Origin of the sequence: Vibrio sp. B7 (genome assembly GCF_963888765.1) — a bacterium.
Lineage (GTDB): Bacteria > Pseudomonadota > Gammaproteobacteria > Enterobacterales > Vibrionaceae > Vibrio > Vibrio anguillarum.
This window is the reverse complement of sequence record NZ_CAWPKR010000040.1, coordinates 52256-65808: the sequence shown is the minus strand read 5'-3', so window position 1 is coordinate 65808 and position 13553 is coordinate 52256. Positions and strand designations below refer to the sequence as shown.

16 protein-coding genes are annotated in these 13553 nt (G+C 45.3%); 8 read left to right on the top strand and 8 right to left on the bottom strand.

What is annotated here, in order from left to right; all coding sequences use genetic code 11:
* Positions 1-281: 281 nt before the first annotated feature.
* On the bottom strand, positions 282-590 hold the full coding sequence (locus AACV32_RS17140; protein ID WP_026027643.1) for a BolA family protein: 309 nt from the start codon (positions 588-590) through the stop codon (positions 282-284).
* A 161-nt stretch (positions 591-751) separates the two neighbouring features.
* Between AACV32_RS17140 and AACV32_RS17135 the strand changes: the two genes are divergently transcribed.
* From AACV32_RS17135 to AACV32_RS17120, 4 genes are all read left to right on the top strand, one after another.
* The gene (locus AACV32_RS17135) at positions 752-1882 is read left to right on the top strand and encodes a methyltransferase (protein WP_170895510.1); all 1131 of its coding nucleotides are present in this window, start codon (positions 752-754) and stop codon (positions 1880-1882) included.
* A gap of 24 nt (positions 1883-1906) precedes the next feature.
* Entirely contained in the window at positions 1907-2476 is a 570-nt protein-coding gene (locus AACV32_RS17130; protein ID WP_026027920.1) for a YajG family lipoprotein, read from the top strand.
* Positions 2476-3021: a peptidylprolyl isomerase gene (locus tag AACV32_RS17125; protein ID WP_013856167.1), complete on the top strand. Its 546-nt coding sequence runs from the start codon at positions 2476-2478 to the stop codon at positions 3019-3021. Before AACV32_RS17130 ends, AACV32_RS17125 begins: the two co-directional genes overlap by 1 nt.
* Before the next feature lie 83 nt (positions 3022-3104).
* Positions 3105-4496, top strand: a complete 1392-nt coding sequence (locus AACV32_RS17120) for an AmpG family muropeptide MFS transporter (protein ID WP_026029152.1) — start codon at positions 3105-3107, stop codon at positions 4494-4496.
* A 55-nt stretch (positions 4497-4551) separates the two neighbouring features.
* Here AACV32_RS17120 and AACV32_RS17115 read toward each other — a convergent pair whose 3' ends face one another.
* The 3 genes from AACV32_RS17115 to AACV32_RS17105 all read right to left on the bottom strand — a co-directional run bounded on the left by AACV32_RS17115 (position 4552) and on the right by AACV32_RS17105 (position 6572).
* Positions 4552-5235, bottom strand: coding sequence for a ChrR family anti-sigma-E factor (locus tag AACV32_RS17115; RefSeq protein ID WP_019282325.1), 684 nt, complete (start codon positions 5233-5235; stop codon positions 4552-4554).
* Complete coding sequence (locus AACV32_RS17110; protein WP_013856164.1) at positions 5232-5834, bottom strand: RNA polymerase sigma factor; 603 nt, start codon at positions 5832-5834, stop codon at positions 5232-5234. Before AACV32_RS17110 ends, AACV32_RS17115 begins: the two co-directional genes overlap by 4 nt.
* A 162-nt stretch (positions 5835-5996) precedes the next feature.
* The gene (locus tag AACV32_RS17105) at positions 5997-6572 is read right to left on the bottom strand and encodes an LON peptidase substrate-binding domain-containing protein (RefSeq protein WP_170895534.1); all 576 of its coding nucleotides are present in this window, start codon (positions 6570-6572) and stop codon (positions 5997-5999) included.
* 329 nt (positions 6573-6901) lie between these two features.
* On the opposite strand from AACV32_RS17105, the gene AACV32_RS17100 reads away from it, so the two are divergent.
* The 4 genes from AACV32_RS17100 (at position 6902) to csdA (ending at position 10492) form a co-directional block, all read left to right on the top strand.
* The gene (locus AACV32_RS17100; protein ID WP_170895509.1) at positions 6902-7690 is read left to right on the top strand and encodes a nucleoside-specific channel-forming Tsx family protein; all 789 of its coding nucleotides are present in this window, start codon (positions 6902-6904) and stop codon (positions 7688-7690) included.
* A gap of 104 nt (positions 7691-7794) precedes the next feature.
* Positions 7795-8685: a 2-dehydropantoate 2-reductase gene (gene panE, locus AACV32_RS17095; protein ID WP_170895508.1), complete on the top strand. Its 891-nt coding sequence runs from the start codon at positions 7795-7797 to the stop codon at positions 8683-8685.
* Complete coding sequence (locus AACV32_RS17090) at positions 8682-9281, top strand: DJ-1 family glyoxalase III (RefSeq protein WP_064625831.1); 600 nt, start codon at positions 8682-8684, stop codon at positions 9279-9281. The genes panE and AACV32_RS17090 overlap by 4 nt, the downstream gene beginning before the upstream one ends.
* A complete protein-coding gene (csdA, locus tag AACV32_RS17085; RefSeq protein ID WP_170895507.1) occupies positions 9281-10492 on the top strand; it encodes a cysteine desulfurase CsdA in 1212 nt (403 codons plus the stop codon). The genes AACV32_RS17090 and csdA overlap by 1 nt, the downstream gene beginning before the upstream one ends.
* 32 nt (positions 10493-10524) lie before the next feature.
* Here the strand turns inward: csdA and csdE are convergent, their stop codons facing one another.
* The 4 genes from csdE to AACV32_RS17065 all read right to left on the bottom strand — a co-directional run bounded on the left by csdE (position 10525) and on the right by AACV32_RS17065 (position 13502).
* The gene (gene csdE, locus AACV32_RS17080; protein ID WP_017047340.1) at positions 10525-10956 is read right to left on the bottom strand and encodes a cysteine desulfurase sulfur acceptor subunit CsdE; all 432 of its coding nucleotides are present in this window, start codon (positions 10954-10956) and stop codon (positions 10525-10527) included.
* 5 nt (positions 10957-10961) lie between these two features.
* Entirely contained in the window at positions 10962-11771 is an 810-nt protein-coding gene (tcdA, locus tag AACV32_RS17075) for a tRNA cyclic N6-threonylcarbamoyladenosine(37) synthase TcdA (protein WP_017049732.1), read from the bottom strand.
* A 90-nt stretch (positions 11772-11861) separates the two neighbouring features.
* Complete coding sequence (mltA, locus tag AACV32_RS17070; RefSeq protein WP_170895506.1) at positions 11862-12965, bottom strand: murein transglycosylase A; 1104 nt, start codon at positions 12963-12965, stop codon at positions 11862-11864.
* Positions 12966-13034: 69 nt separating this feature from the next.
* On the bottom strand, positions 13035-13502 hold the full coding sequence (locus AACV32_RS17065) for a DUF2850 domain-containing protein (RefSeq protein ID WP_017046570.1): 468 nt from the start codon (positions 13500-13502) through the stop codon (positions 13035-13037).
* Positions 13503-13553: the final 51 nt, after the last annotated feature.

Genomic DNA, 13553 nt, shown 5'->3' with positions numbered 1-13553 from the left:
GGTGCAATAGTCTAGCATTTTTTCGGAACCTGATGCCATGACCAATCCTCTGATAAGTCGTTTTATTTGGAAGGATTTGAATCATAAAGGCTAGCGAATAGTCATAACTTTGAAGCATCGCACAAATAACCTATTCCTTACCCCTTATGAGTATTTATTTTTATTCACTACCTAAAACAATTTCTCTCAACTTGTTCATCTCGTCAATTTGTTTAAATACTGTTAACATTCCGCTCAAAAACAGAACAAGAGAACGGCATATTCAGACGGTTCTGAACGAGTTATTTTCCACCGCCCATACACATAGGACTATCAGGTACGCCACTAATTTGCGCCTGCCACTCTTGTGGTGTGTAGGTATGAATCGAGAGTGCATGAATGTGGTTCGCTAACTCTTCTGCCAACACTTGGTTAACTTGTCGGTGACGGCCGATCAAACGCATTCCTTCAAAACTGTCACTCACCACAATGACTTTAAAATGGCTTTCCGATCCTGAAGGCACATTGTGCATGTAGCTTTCATTTTCGACTTTCAAATAATCAGGGTGAAATGCTTGATGCAATTTTTGTTCGATTATGGGTTGGATCATACCGTTGCCTTTCTTCCTCAAATAAGAGCATGAGAACATATACGAGTGTAAAGAGATTTAAGTTTAACTAGCCTTATAGAATAGCGAAAGGTTTTGGTTCCTTGTTTCTACGCCATTTGAGACAATGCATCCGTAATTCTCACTACGACCTATAAAAAATTATGAAAACAGAGTTGGCACTGCATGATCGAACGTTGAGCTTGCACCGTTTCCCACATCGTTCAAACGAAACATTACAAGCTTGGGATGCGGGCGATGAATATGTGATTAATCATATTGAAGCGTTGAATTTAGCAATAGGCAAACGCATCCTTATTTTAAACGATAACTTTGGCGCTCTATCGTGTTGGTTTGCAGATAAGCATCACGTCACCATGATGAGCGACTCTTTTATTTCGCAACAAGGTACGTTAAACAATCTTCAGCGCAATCAGTGCCGCAACGTGCAATTGCTCTCAACAATGGATGCCATCCCTGAATCGGTCGATCTGGTGCTTTTTCAATTGCCCAAGAGCAATCGCCACTTGGTTTGGCAATTAAGCCAACTCCGTCAATCCCTTGCACAAGATTGCCCTGTGATAGCGGTCAACAAAGCGAAAGAGATCCACACATCAACCTTAAATTTATTTGAAAAGTATTTAGGTTCAACAAGCACTTCTCTTGCATGGAAAAAACACCGCCTCGTTTTTTCAGCAGCGAACGTATCACCGATTGAAACGGTGGAACCCATAACTGAATGGGCCGTAGAAAGCGAATCCATCCGTCTAAAAAATCTGCCGAATGTCTACTCAGGTGAGGGATTGGATCTCGGCGCACGCTTTTTTCTACAGCATCTTCCACAAGATCCTAAGTTACAGCACATCATCGACCTTGGATGCGGCAACGGGGTGTTATCAATCAAGATGGGCCAACTCAATCCTCAAGTACGCATGACCTGCGTTGATGAAAGCTTGATGGCCGTCGAGTCTGCAAAGCTAAATTTGCTGGAGAATTTAGGAGAAGATCGCAATATTCAATGCATTGCGAATAACTGCTTAGATGGTTTTCAACAAGAGAGTAGCTGTTTAGTATTATGTAACCCACCATTCCATCAACAACAAGCTATCACGGATCACATTGCTTGGCAGATGTTCTGTGATGCAAAGCATGTTCTTAAAAAAGGGGGACGATTATTAGTGATCGGCAATCGCCACCTCGGCTACGATGTAAAACTAGCAAGATTATTTGGCCAAGGGCAGGTAAAAACTGTCGCGACCAACCATAAATTTGTTATCTTACAAGCAACTAAATAGGCAAGGATAAGAAAGGAAATGACCATGAAAAAACTGGTTCTCGCAGCCTCAATCGCATTACTCACCGCTTGTGCCGCACCTCAGCAACAGCAAATCAACTTTATGCCTACTGCAACGACCAGCAAAAATACGGTCGTTAACAATAAAGCCTTTACTCTGGTTAGCAAAGATGTTCGATCGGCGCAATATGTGGCTTTAGTGGATAGTGGCCGCTCTAATATTGAGCCAATTCATGCCAAACAAAATGTTCGCATTGCGGTTGAGAATGCGTTGGCAGAACAATTTAGCTCTCAAGGCTATCGCTTAACAGTGAACAGCGAAAACAATGTCACCGTTGAAATTGCAGAAGCACTAGTGACGGTAAAACACAGCGTCATGTCGAATGAAATGGATGGCAGTGTCACGCTTGAAATCACCGCGGAAACACCAAAAGGCAAATTGGTGAAAACGTTCAACGGAACGGCAAAACGTTCCGGTACACTCAGCGCTTCAAATGATGAGATTGAAATGGTACTCAACGATGTCATGAACTTGGTACTTAAAGAAATTGCCAATGACAGCGAACTTAATGGTTATTTACAGGAGCGCTTTTAATGTTACGTTCTCTCGTTACGACATTAGCGCTCGTCAGTTGCACTGCGTTTTCGGCGCCCAACGTCCTAATTGAGACGAACTTAGGGTCATTTACTGTTGAACTTAATACAGAGAAAGCGCCAACGACTGTCGCAAACTTCGTAAAATATGTTGAAGATGGCAGTTATGTTGGCAGCCAGTTCCACCGCGTTATCCCAGGGTTTATGGCACAAGGCGGCGGATTTGATGCGGATTTAAAACAACTCACCACTTACGCTCCCATCAAAAATGAAGCGAGCAATGGGTTGACCAATGACACCGCGACGATCGCAATGGCCCGTACCAATGATCCTAACTCGGCTACTCGCCAATTCTTTATTAACTTGGTCGATAATGATTTTCTCAACTACAACGCTCGCCCACCGGGTTATGCCGTCTTTGGTAAAGTCACGCAAGGGTTTGATGTTGTGCAAAAAATGGCTCAACAGCCGACCAGCACGAAAGGGCGAATGCAAGACGTCCCCATCGAACCAATCGTTATTACGAATGTCACACTAGAACAATAACCATACCAACGCCGATTTATCGGCGTTTGATTTTATTGGGTCGCCTTTCGACCTAAGCTACTTTACTGACAAGGATTCGCTGTATGCCATCAACCTCCTCCTCTCTCACTTGGATGGAAACTATCCGTAGCTATCTTGATAAACGCCTATTGTGGGTATTTATGATGGGGTGTTCGAGCGGTTTCCCGTGGGTTTTGATTGGTTCAAATATGTCAGGATGGCTAAAAGATGCAGGCTTAACCACCGCTGCTATTGGTTATTTTGGCAGTGTCTTCGCAGTTTACGCGATTAATTTTCTATGGGCCCCATTGGTGGATCGCGTCAAATTACCCATTCTGACGCCATTATTAGGTCAACGCCGCAGTTGGGTATTTTTGTGCCAATCGATCATTTTGATCTGTACGTTGCTGATTGCGGGTGTCAATCCAGCCCAAAATTTGATGTTTACCTCAATGCTTGCCTTGGGCATTGCGATCGCTTCTGCCACTCAAGATATCGCGATTGATGCTTTTCGTATCGATACTTTCCCCAAATCACAAGCCAATAAGCTGCCACAAGCCTCCGCCATGGCCATCATGGGGTGGTGGACTGGATATTCTCTGCCAGGCTATCTCGCTTTTGTAAACGCCGATAGTATCGGTTGGAATGCCGTTTATTATGGCATGGCACTCTGTGTCGGGCTGTTAATGCTTTTCACGCTCTTGGTGGGAGAACCAAAAACACATCGCGAAGCACTACAGCATCAAGCGGAGCTGCGACACAATCAGGTAGTTGGTTCGAAAGTCGTCGCGTGGTTCACCGTTACCGTAATCGAACCATTTCTCGATTTCTTCAAACGCAATGGCGCGCAAGTAGCACTAACCCTGCTGTTGTTTGTCTTTTTATTCAAGATTGGCGAAGCTTTTCTTGGCCGAATGTCGATTCCATTTTACAAAGAAATTGGCTTTAGCAACGAACAAATTGGCCACTACTCGAAGTTAATTGGTTGGGGAGCAACCCTATTCTTCACTTTGATTGGCAGTATGTTTAACGTGCGATTTGGTATTGTTCGCGGCTTGATGATTGGTGGCATCGCGATGTCTGCCAGTAATTTGATGTTTTCGTGGATCGCTCAAGTTGGCCCTAATGAGCATCTGTTTTTGGCGACCATAATTGTCGATAACTTTACCACTGCGTTTTCCACCGTGGCCTTTGTTTCGTTTCTTACTGTGTTAACAGGGCAGGCATTTTCAGCAACGCAATATGCGCTATTGGCCTCTCTAGGAAACTTTGGCCGCACCACGCTGGCTTCCTTTAGCGGGGAGTTGGTCGACTATCTCAATAATTGGTCACTATTCTTTATTATTACCGCACTGATGGTAGTACCAAGCCTTATCATGCTCTACTCACTGCGCCATTATTTTGCTGATTTACTGCAAAAAGCTCGGCAGAGAGACATCGATGATATTGCCAAGCAAGGCATTGATAAGCGTTAGATGAAAAAAAGGTCGTACAATACGACCTTTTTTAATTTGATGTGCCTGCTATGGACTACGGATAGAGACCTTTACCAAATAAGTTAAACACTCTCGCAACACCTTGCGTAAACAGCATCGGCTCAGTTAGCACCGTTAAGCATAAACAATCTTCATCCACTTTGGTAAAAGGGCTGTGTTTAATACTCGCATCTCTTTGAATGAAATCACCCACTTTATAATGCCCATCTTCATCACTGAAGCCACCATGGAGCACCAAGGTCGACTCAACCCCTTTGTGTGTATGCTGAGGGATCTGCACGTTGTGATTGATGTACATCAGGTTCATGCGAGAGTCTTCAGCAATATCTAGATGGGCACTAAAAACTTTACCACCATAGCTGCGCCACTCGCCTTTAAAACGAATCAGTTGGCTCAGTGTACTAGGCAGCATCACAACGCGATCATTGACTTTAATTTCTATCGGCTCAGGCTTACGCAAGGTCGATGGGTGTAGAGTATCCAGCGCCGTGATCGTTTCAAACATCTGGTTTAAATGATCATCATTAGAAACGGCTATTCTTTGTTGCGGCAACGATTGGCTCAGCAATGCTTCGGCGGCCCGAGTTTCTAAGTATTGAACCTGTTGACGACACTGAGTACAAAGTTCAAGGTGAGTGGCAATCATAATGCCATGCGCCGCATCAATTGAACCATTGGCATACTGCTGCAGTACTTCGTTGCTTGGATGGTGGCTCATAATTGCTCCGCTTGAATAGAATGTCTAAGTTTTTCAACGGCTAGTCGTAAACGCGATTTGACAGTACCGAGAGGAATATTGAACATCTCCGCAACCTGCTGCTGGGGCAGTTCTTCAAGATACACCGCCTTCACGATGGCTTGCTGAGCTTCAGGCAACAACGCCACAAACTTTAATATTTGCTCTTTTAACATGTCATGTTCAGGACAATAATGTTCAACCAAATCAGGTGGGCAGTAGTCAGTTGGCCAAATATCATCGGCATAAACATGTAATTCTCGTCCGCGCTGCTTACGCAGGAGATCAAAACACAAATTGCGTGCAATCGTGTAAACCCACGTCGAAAGCGAACTTTTTCGGTTATCGAATAGGTGAGATTTCTGCCACACCGTGGTCATGGTTTCTTGCACCATTTCTAACGCCACTTGCTCACTGCCTACATGCTTAAACGCAAACTGTTGTAAGCGAGGAGAGAAATAACGAAACACTAAGGCAAACGCCTGCTTATCACGTTGCTTGACACGTTCCATGCATTCAGCCCAGTCTTGCTTGGTGTAGCTTGGGCTTAGCGACACACTATGCTGAGAATCACTGCTCATGCTGCGCTCTTCCTTTAGGAGTAACCGTTGTTATTGGCATACAGTAGCCATGAACCTTTATACGTGAGTAATGCATACATCGATCACTCGTCGTATTCTTTTTTATGCAGAGCCACTACTACAGAGCGACTTCTCGTTTAAGTTTACTGCACGCTTTCAAAGTTAGTGTGAGACTTCGATTACCTGCAATAAAAAGTCAACCGCACTGTGCGCGTCATCCTGCCTCATTAAATCATCAAATTGTTGAATCGAGATAGGGAGCAGCTCTAGCCATCGCTGCGCCACCCAACTGGCATCATCAAAAAAACAGTGCGAATAGAGCTCGCCAAGCTGAGGGAATTGCTGATAAACCGCTTGTAGCTGATGGCTTAAATACCATTCTTGAGGTTCTAAATCTCTTACTGGCCAACTGGGCAATGACGTGACCTGAGCAACTCGTAGGCCATCAAATTCGCTCACTACTGACTCTATTTTAAAGCGCTCCATTCCCATCACGGTTAATCCTAACATCCCATTGTCGAGCGCTTCAAAATCAACAATCTTAACCAACATCCCAAATTTAGATAACTGATTTGCTTTATTGCCTTTTTTGTTATCAATCAAACAAATGCCAAATGTAGAGTCAGACTTGCTGGATTGAGTGACCATCCTCTTATACCTTGATTCAAAGATCCGTAGCTTCATTTTCCCTTCTGGTAAAACGATTGAAGCTAAAGGAAACAGCATCAATTTCTTCATCATTCATCACTCTTCATCATGCCCGTCAATAAATACGTTGAAGATTACAAAACGATCACTAACTAAAAATGTTGGTTTATCGATTTGCATAAAACAACACCAAAGCAAACGTTTAAGTGATTAAAATCACATTAAAGATGCAAACGAACGAAATATTAATTTAGTTCCGCGCAAATATTCATTATCGTGACTTCGGTCACCAAATTTGTTCACTTTTGCATTCGCAATCACTTTTAATTGAGATTTTTATCGTTATTATTCGGGCCAATTGAACGCACATCAGAAATATACGTGTGCTGAATTATGACAAAACATAGAGAGTCCCCCTTATGCGTAAATCACTTCTAGCTCTAGGCCTAATGGCTGCAACTTCTGCTCCAGTTATGGCCGCTGACTATTCAGATGGCGACATCCATAAAAACGATTACAAATGGATGCAATTTAACCTAATGGCTGCAATCGATGAATTACCAGGTGAGTCATCACATGATTACTTAGAGATGGAATTTGGCGGCCGCTCAGGGATTTTTGATCTGTACGGTTACGTTGATATCTTTAACCTGCTAAGCAACCCAAGCAGTGACAAAGAAGGTAAAGAAAAAATCTTTATGAAATTTGCACCTCGTATGTCACTAGATGCACTTACAGGTAAAGATTTGTCTTTCGGGCCAGTGCAAGAGTTGTATGTCTCTACGCTAATGGAATGGGGTGGTAAGTCTGGCGTTAACACTCAAAAAGTGGGCCTTGGCTCTGATGTGAATGTGCCTTGGCTAGGTAAAGTAGGTTTAAACCTGTACGGTACTTACGATTCAAATAAGAAAGATTGGAATGGTTTCCAAATCTCAACCAACTGGTTCAAGCCTTTTTACTTCTTTGAAAACGGCTCATTTATCTCTTACCAAGGTTACATCGATTACCAATTTGGTATGGAAACAGGCAAAGGATACGCAACATCTAGCGATGGCGGTGCTATGTTTAACGGTATCTACTGGCACTCAGACCGCTTTGCTGTGGGTTACGGTCTAAAAGGTTACAAAGATATCTACGGTATCAAAGATACTGATGGCTTTAAGTCAACTGGCTTTGGTCACTACCTAGCTGTGACTTACAAGTTCTAATCGAACCTAAGTTTTTGGCTAAATGGCGCTCTCGAGCGCCATTTTTATTGCTTTCCATTTCTACCTCATTATCCTTGGCGCAAAGTCAACAATGGAGAGGTGTTATGAATATCGTCGTGCTTGGGCCGGGCGCGGTTGGGTTGCTTTGGGCGACAAAGCTGCATGCTGCTGGACACCGCGTTTCATTATGGGGCAGACAACCTCAATCTTCACTTTCCATTGCTTTAGATAAACAGGCGTCTATTACCCTGCCCTACAATGATCACAGCGCGCTCTGCCATGCCGATCTCTTACTGATTACTGTTAAGGCTTGGCAAGTCGAGCAAGCGCTCACTCCGCTGCTGAATACACTCAATCGTGACACCATTTTGCTATTTATGCACAACGGCATGGGCGCGCTTGATTCGATGCAGGATCCACTGAATGACTTTCCTATTGTGCTTTCAACCACCACGCACGGTGCACTCAAGCCGTCAATGAACCAAGTGTTGCATACTGGCAAAGGCGTAACTCAATTAGGGGCTTACAACGCCCAAGGCAAGCAGTGTCAATTTCTAGTGGATGTACTTCAGCATGCATTGCCAGACGTAATGTGGAATAACACGATTGAAGAAGCTCTGTGGCATAAGCTTGCAATTAACTGCACGATTAACCCGCTCACCGCGTTAGAGCAATGTCGCAATGGTGAGTTAGCCGATGAACGCTTCCAACGGCCGCTGGAAAATATTGTTGCAGAAGTCGCCGATATCATGAGCGCTGAAGGCTTTGCGATCACTCAATCATCACTGCTTGCTAAGGTTAAGCAGGTGGTTCAAGCCACAGCAGAGAATTATTCGTCAATGCATCAAGATATTTTCTATCAACGTAAGACTGAGATAGACTTTATTACGGGCTATTTACTGAAGAAAGCAGAGCAACATCAGCTCGCAACACCAGAAAATAGTAAGTTATATCACGCTATTCAACAGATAGAACACAGCTGGAAAAGCCAATGAGTAAACGAATTTTAGTCCCGATAGCAACAGGCTGCGAAGAGATGGAAGCGATCACCGTGATTGATATGATGGTCAGAGCTGGCTATCAAGTCGTGGTTGCCAGCGCTAATCTCGACGGGCAATTGATGATGAAAGCCTCACGCGGAGTGACATTAACCGCAGACTGTAAACTGCTGGATGTGATCGATGAAGAGTTTGACGTGATTGCGCTGCCCGGTGGCGTTGGAGGCGCTGAGATCTTTCGTGACAATCCAGTGCTAATCGAAATGCTCAAGCAACAGCATAACCATGGTCGATGGTTGGCGGCTATTTGTGCCACGCCAGCCTTAGTTTTGCAACATCATCAGCTTTTCCCGCAAGCGATCATGACAGGGCACCCGGCTTTTCGCGATCATATCCCCACTGATTTATGGCGAGATCAACGCGTAACCATCGATACAAACCATCAATTAATCACCAGCCAAGGGCCGGGAACAGCACTTGAGTTCGCGATGGAGATCATCATATCACTCTCAGGTAAAGCACACGCATGGTCAGTTGCACAGCCAATGGTGACACTGGCAGCATTGAATTATCACAAGTTAGGTGAGCAATAATGTTTGACGTGCAGACCATTCGCGATCAATTCCCCGCACTCAATCAAGCCGTGGATGGCGAAACTCTGATTTATCTAGACAGCGCCGCTACCACGCAAAAGCCGCAAGTGGTGATAGATGCCATTAGCCATTACTACAGTACGCAAAATGCCAATGTACATCGTGGTAGCCATCGCTTAACAGCAAAAGCGACCAACGATTTTGAAGCGGCGCGTGACACTATGGCTCAATTTATTGGCGCATCATCTCGTAAAGAGATTATTTGGACTCGCGGAGCGACCGAAGCGATCAACCTGATCGCGCAGACTTACGCACGTAATACATTGCAAGCCGGTGATGAGATTCTAGTCAGTGAAATGGAACACCACGCCAATATAGTGCCTTGGCAAATCGTCGCGGCTCAAACCGGAGCAAGCGTCGTCAAAGTCCCCATCACGCCAGAGTGCCACTTTGATCTTGAGGCTTTTCAAGCACGGCTATCGAATAAAACCAAAATTGTCGCCCTAGCCCATACCACCAACGTGACGGGCACGCGCCAACCGATTGAAACTGTAATTAAACTAGCGCACCAAGTCGGCGCGGTGGTCGTGATTGATGGCGCGCAAGGAATTGTGCATGAAACTGTCAACGTGCGCGAACTCGACGCCGATTTTTATCTCTTTTCTGGGCACAAGCTTTACGCTCCCGCTGGCATTGGTGTTCTGTACGGAAAATTAGCGCTGCTTGAAACAATGCCTCCATGGCATGGCGGCGGCAAGATGGTAGAAAAAGTGTCGTTTGAAGGTACAACATTTGCCGAACTGCCGGGGAAATTTGAAGCAGGCACACCGAATGTCGCCGGGGCGATAGCCCTTGCCAAAGCAATCGAATGGTTACAAAACTGCAATCGAATGGCCGTAGAAACTCACCTGCATAGATTGCAAGCACGCACTTATCAAGCCCTGCAACAGCTCGATGATATTCGCGTAATCGGCTATCAACCGAATGCCAGTATTCTCAGTTTTGTGATGGATGGCGTTCATCATCAAGACATAGCCACCTTACTCGATCAGCAAGGCATCGCGGTTCGCTCTGGCCATCACTGCGCTCACCCATTAATGGATGCGCTCGGGTTAACTGGCAGCGTGAGAATTTCGTTTGGTATTTACAATACCGAACAAGAGGTTGAACAGTTGATCGCCGCCATCACTAAAGCGGTTGATATGCTGTAATAATTCCCCCTTTCATAAAAAGGGGGAGATGCTCAGCTTGGATCGATATTTTTTATCTTATCGACAATGGCTTTAAGGCCATTACCACGTGAAGGACTTAAATGGGCAATCAAGCCTATTTTTTCAAAATAAGCATCCACATCAAACGCTTGAATTTGTGCGTAGGTCTTGCCGTTGTACGCAGCAAGGACTAAAGCAATTAAACCACGCACAATCCGCGCATCCGAATCGGCACAGAAAGACCATATTCCTTGGTGCTCCAGCCCCACTAACCATACTTGACTCTCGCAGCCTGCAACACTGACTTGCTGCGATTTCAAAGCATCAGGCATCGTGGGCAATAACTTCCCCCACAGGATCACTTGTCGATAGCGATCTTCCCAGCCAGTAAAATTTTGCATGGTCGCCACAATGTCATCAGCGCTAATCTCACGACCAAAGGGGGAGGCAGGAAAAGGAGTCATTAACGTTACACCTTATGTTTCTGAATTAACTTTTCAACAATGCGCGCTACGGCAACAAAACCAAAGGTTGCGGTAACAACCGTCGCAGCGCCAAATCCGCTGGCGCAATCCATCCGCTTTGGCCCTTCTGCGGTTGATTTCACCGCGCACACACTGCCATCGGCTTGCGGATATTTGAGCTGCTCTGTCGAGAACACGCAATCAATACCAAACTTACGCGCAGGGTTTACAGGGAAATTATGGCGATGACGAAGTGTATCTTTGAGTTTTTTTGCCAATGGGTCTTGAATCGTTTTGGTTAAATCCGCGACCTTGATTTGAGTTGGGTCAACTTGACCACCCGCACCACCGACGGTAATCACTTTAATTTTATTGCTACGGCAATAAGCCAGTAGTGAAGCTTTCGCTTTCAAACTGTCTATCGCATCAAGCACGTAATCGAACGTTTGACTCAAATAGCGGTGCTGGTTATCTGGCGTGATAAAGTCATCAATTAAGTGCACCACACACTCAGGGTTGATGAGCTTAACCCGCTCGGCCATCACTTCAATCTTACTTTGCCCAACCGTACCGCTCATCGCATGGATTTGACGGTTGATGTTGGTGACGCACACATCGTCCATATCAATCAGCGTTAACTCGCCAATGCCGGTGCGCGCCAATGCTTCGACTGCCCACGAGCCAACGCCACCGATACCAATCACACACACATGCGCAGCACGCAGTATTTCAACCTCACGATTTCCATAAAGGCGACGAGTGCCTCCGAAGCGTTGGTTGTAGCTATCTGAAGCGGGGGTATCGAGTTCACGCATAATTAAAAGTCCGATTGAAAGCGATAGAAAAATAAAGAGTGCGATTTATACGCACTCTTTATTTAAAAGTCTAGGTCGAAACCTGTGTCACTATTGTAGCTTTTCAGGCGGCAATGCCCAAGGCGCTTGTGTGGCTGAGTTTTCTAACCCCAGTTTCCAAACGCGACCAAAATGTTTGTAATGCCCAGCTTCCGTTCCGGCGCGCTCGCCCATGCCATGGTACAGATCGAGGTGGTTATCTTTTACCGCGCCGCCCGTATCTAGCACAATCAACATTCTCAACTGATGAGCGCCACTCCATGTACCATCGGCATTGAGCAGCGGCACTTCTGCTAAAATAGGTGTGCCCATTGGAAAGATGGAACGATCTCCGGCCACCGAGGCCATCGGCAGGAGTGGAATACCGGCAGAGCCAGTGACGGGGGCTGCAGCTTTGGGCGCAAAAAAGACATAGGAAGGATTTTGCTCTAGCAGCTCTCTTACCGTCGGTTCATCATTGGCTAGCACCCATTCCTTGATCGCTTTGAGTGACATTTTCTCTCGTGTCACTTCACCTCGTTCAATCAAGACTTTGCCAATACTGATGTAGGCTTTGTTATTCTTACCCGCGTAAGCGAAGTACTCAAGCGTATCGTCATCTTCAAAATGCACAAAACCACTGCCTTGCACCTCCATAATGAAAGGGTCAATCAGGTTCGCCGCATAACCTAACTCAAGCCCTTTTTCAGCTAACGCACCATCATAAATTTGCGCACGCGTTGGGCAATCGGCCGAACATTCAGGCAAACCAAATACGGGATATTTGAATATTTCATCCGGTTGATGGCGAAGCTCCATTACCGGAGAAAAATAGCCAGTGAAAAGCACATTACCTTTTTTATCGCCACCACCAAGCTGCGCCGCTTGTATTCCAAAATTCGCCAAATCTTGTGGATCACCACTTTGCAAAATCCATTCACAGATCTGTTGATACAAAGGTTGATAAATCGCTGCCATCGACGCCGAGCGAGTCACCACTTGTTCGCTCTGTTTGGAAAATTGCGTAAAGTCACGTGGCGTATTGGACTGCACCGTGTCTACTTTGTTGAGCGCTTTAGAGAAATCACCATCCAAATATTGCTGAGCACGGTCGGTCGGTTGCGCACAACCAAACAGCAGCAGTACTGCCGCAAGAGGAAAAATTTGCTTAATCACAGAAGTTATCCGTTATTTGAGTTGCTAAAAGCATGACAAACTCGCGCCTAAACCGCAATCAGCGAATTGTTAACGGAGGTTTTTTTGGTATTTTCCTGACAATCGGAAGGTTGGATTGTAGTGCGACGACGACATTTGCGTCATTTCAGTATTGCTATCATCACGCATTTTGTAACGATAGCTCGTATTACCAATTTGGTATTCTAAAAAATGACCATCAAACTCAAATGAAGTGGTGAGTACTCGGCCACTACTGATCACGCCTGCTTTCCCCAATTCAATTCGTTTGGCTGAATAAGGGGCAACATACTGCTCAACCCAAACCCCATACACCTCATCCTTTGGCGAAAAATAGTTTTCCAACCGAGTAAAGAGATCACCGTATAGCGACGCTACGGAAAGCAAGCCAATCATCACAACCAGCATCAAGCCTCGTTCAATGTACTTACGTCTTCGCAAGTTTGTGAACTGAGGCGTAGCCGTAAGGCCTACGTTTTTTGTCATTTTCATGCGACTCAACTCGTTGGTTTTGGCCATATTTCGCCTTTATTGGCAAGCAGTCTAACGTGTCCTAAATCAGAGATAAAA